A 3099-nucleotide genomic window follows, 5' to 3' on the forward strand; every position below is an offset into this window, starting at 1 on the left:
TGCTGCTGAGAGACGTTGAGAAAGCATGGTTTAGCCTCAGGGCCACTAGCGGAGCAAATGTTCTAGACATTCGCGTGATAGAGCTAAGTGGTTAGGCTGGCTATCCGGTTCCCTTAAGGCAGGTTAGAGACGTAATTGGATGTTACCTTTAGGGTATACCTTAGCGACTACAAGGCTAGTTGAGCTGCATTCAATCTAGATCTGTTTAGCTAAGCTCATACCTTCTCTCATACATACGAGTGAATGCAATCATGAGCGAGGCAGCTTGGGTATGGTTAGCCAATGCGCGTATTCTGCTCCATAGACTGACTTAAAAGATTTTATTTTGCTAAGTCCTTCTTCGGCCAGCGCAGGCGGTGTAACCCCACAGGAAGACGTGGACACCGCCTGCCTAGCGCTGACTGTAAGCAGGTTATGGTACTGGCCTGGACACATTCGGCCAGCTAATGAGAGTCAGGCTTCGCCGAACTCCACATTAAGGGTCATTGAGTCGGTGTGGCGCATGGGGTTCTTGCCCTGGCCGAGCTGGTCGTCATTGGGATGAATATAGCTATCCCCGGTACCCAGCTCTTTTTCTAGGAACTTGCCACCCTCTTGCATTTCGGTAGTCGAGCCGTCGTACCAGCCTGGGATGGTATCATTAATGTTATTAATAAGGCCGGCCTTCTTCGCCTCCTCGGCGATGCTCTTGCTGTCGCCAATCTCAAAGCCCTTTCCATCGCTGGCATGGATAGAGGCATTACGTCCGTCAATATAACTAGTGTTGATAAAGCCATTGTAGGCCTCAAGCCGGCTCGCATCTGGACGGTACTGGCCGTCCTCATCCGCCTGCTTCATCAGCGTTGTGGTGTCTGCCTGGTACTTCATTGTACCGGTGGAGCCAGGCTGTCCCTTGGGTGCTAAGGTGATTTCTCCAATCAGTTTTTCATTCTGGTCGAACTGGCCAATCTTGACCTCATGGTCCTGTGTGTTACTGATATTCATCGAGTAGGGCCCACTACCCGCAGTCTGGCCGCCGCCCACAGAGGTATAGGAGTCTGTCTTCGGCGCAACCTCGGAAGGCTTGGCGGCGTCCGCTTGAGCAGTGGGAGTACTGGACGACGTCGGTACTGAAGTTGACTCTGGAACGGGAGGCTGAGTGGCCGCAATGTTCTGAACGGGAGGCGATACCATGGCGTCTTGGGGGGTAATGCTATTATTCGGCGATGAATTACCCTTGAAATTATTCTTGGATGAATCGGTATTACCATTCTGATTCTGTTGCATAAACTGCAATAGCGACTGAGCGATTTGCTGGATCAGGTCGCGCACCAATGCCATAAGGTCATCGTCCTGGCTGGACTGCCCATTAGCCGAAGACTTATAAGGACTAAGTTGCTGGTGATTGCTACCAAAATTAACCTGGTTATTTTGCAAGCATAGGTTGGTCGAGCCGCCGAAATCGATAGTGCCGTTGCCATGGCTTTTGCCTTGGCCACTCTCGAAGTTTGGGGAGCTCTGATAGGTACCTGCTTCCAGCCCAAAGGGCTGACCCACTGGCCTAAACACTTCCATAGACATAATAGTAATCCACACGAGATCATAGATATCGCTTATGTGGCATATAGACCTAACTAGGTTCCCCCGCCGTCGCGGTTGGACCTAGTTTAGCTACCTCTTTGTAGGTATTTATTTGGGTATACCCCAGCGACCACATAGCATATTTACTAGTCTGGAGATTTGCTGACAAAACGGTTGCCTAACCCAAGCATTCCGTATGATTCAATAGGGCCATTGCAGAGAAGGAAGCAGACTAGCCATCCTTATCATTTCGGCTCTAAGGTTACTTATGCTATGAACGAACCACCTTTTAGCCTAGAACAAATAGCATCTAGGTCTGGCCAATCTAAAATGGACAGATTGGTTAGACACTGGCTTATAGGACTACCAGTTGCTGCCAGAATTGATTTTCTCAAGCAGCTCTAGCCATTGAATTATCGATTCGCGCTCATAATGACTTAGGCCGCTCAGCTCCCTAAGCGTGAAAACCAAGATTTATTCAAATACTTGCTACGAACAAGCAGTCACAATGCTGCCGAAGAGCTCATAAACAGATTTGAACCGATTCTCGGAAAGGAACGATTCTGGCAAATTGCTTCGGTAGAAGAGTTATCGCCTACTATGCAAGATTTCCTCAACTACCACAGCGGCAGTCATCTAAAGCTAAAGCGTCTGTTGAGCGAATGAAAATATCTTAGTCGTTCTGATTCGCTCACTCGAATGATAGCTTTTCTTGTGTAGTCGCTGGGGTATGCCCCATAGACTATACCTAGGGAAATATCGATACTTAATAGACTGACCAGAAAGTAACCCCCATGCGCGAGGCTCTCAACGCTATTTCGGTGCACTTATTTCAATTCAAGTCCAAACGCCCCATTGAGCGCTGCTCGTGTGCCACGGTTTAAGCCATGCTGACTGACCCCTTTGTTAACCGCGCGTTCGAGCGCGGCGGGACGAGGATCAGTCGGATCAGGTCGGAGCTGTGACCAAGTCTGACCCTGTTGCTCCAGGTGGCACAAGAAACGATTGATATGTGAGCGTTCTTGTGGCGTTAGGCTTTGTGGCAACGAGGCCATGAGCTGATTATGCTCGGCAAGGGTGGGCTTAAGTATCACCCGTCCCGATTCGCCTACCAGTACAAGCCCCAACGCCCTGTTGAGCGCTGCTCGTGTTTGATTAGGTAAGCCATGCTGACTAATCCCTTCGTTAACGGCGCGTTCGAGCCCGGCGGGACGAAGATCAGTAGGGTTAGGCCACAGCTGTGACCAAGTCTGGCCCTGTTGCTCCAAGTGGCACAGGAAACGGTTGATATTTGAGCGATCATTGGAGTTTAGGCTTTGTGGTAACGAGGCCATGAGCTGACTATGCTCGGCAAGGGTGGGCTTAAGCTTTACCTTTCCCGATTCGGCTACCAGCACAAGCCCAAACTCCCTGTTGAGCACTGCTCGTGTTTGACTATGTAGGCCATGCTGACTAATCCCTTCGTTAACGGCGCGTTCGAGCCCGGCGGGACGAAGATCAGTAGGGTCAGGTCGGAGCTGCGACCAGGTCTGGCCCTGT

The 3099-nt window shown here is 50.4% G+C and carries 2 protein-coding genes; both read right to left on the bottom strand.

Features of this window, described 5'->3' with window-relative positions:
- Positions 1-453: 453 nt before the first annotated feature.
- Positions 454-1560: a hypothetical protein gene (locus tag IEX86_RS24510; RefSeq protein WP_188868758.1), complete on the bottom strand. Its 1107-nt coding sequence runs from the start codon at positions 1558-1560 to the stop codon at positions 454-456.
- 827 nt (positions 1561-2387) lie between these two features.
- On the bottom strand, positions 2388-3099 hold a 712-nt coding region (locus tag IEX86_RS24515; RefSeq protein WP_188868759.1), incomplete at its 5' end, for a hypothetical protein.

It is taken from the genome of Pseudomonas asuensis, from assembly GCF_014646755.1.
In the GTDB taxonomy this organism is placed as follows: domain Bacteria; phylum Pseudomonadota; class Gammaproteobacteria; order Pseudomonadales; family Pseudomonadaceae; genus Chryseomonas; species Chryseomonas asuensis.

Bases quoted from the DNA above. Each gene is read 5' to 3' on its own strand.
- IEX86_RS24510 (WP_188868758.1), bottom strand. From the start codon at position 1,560: ATGTCTATGGAAGTGTTTAGGCCAGTGGGTCAGCCCTTTGGGCTGGAA.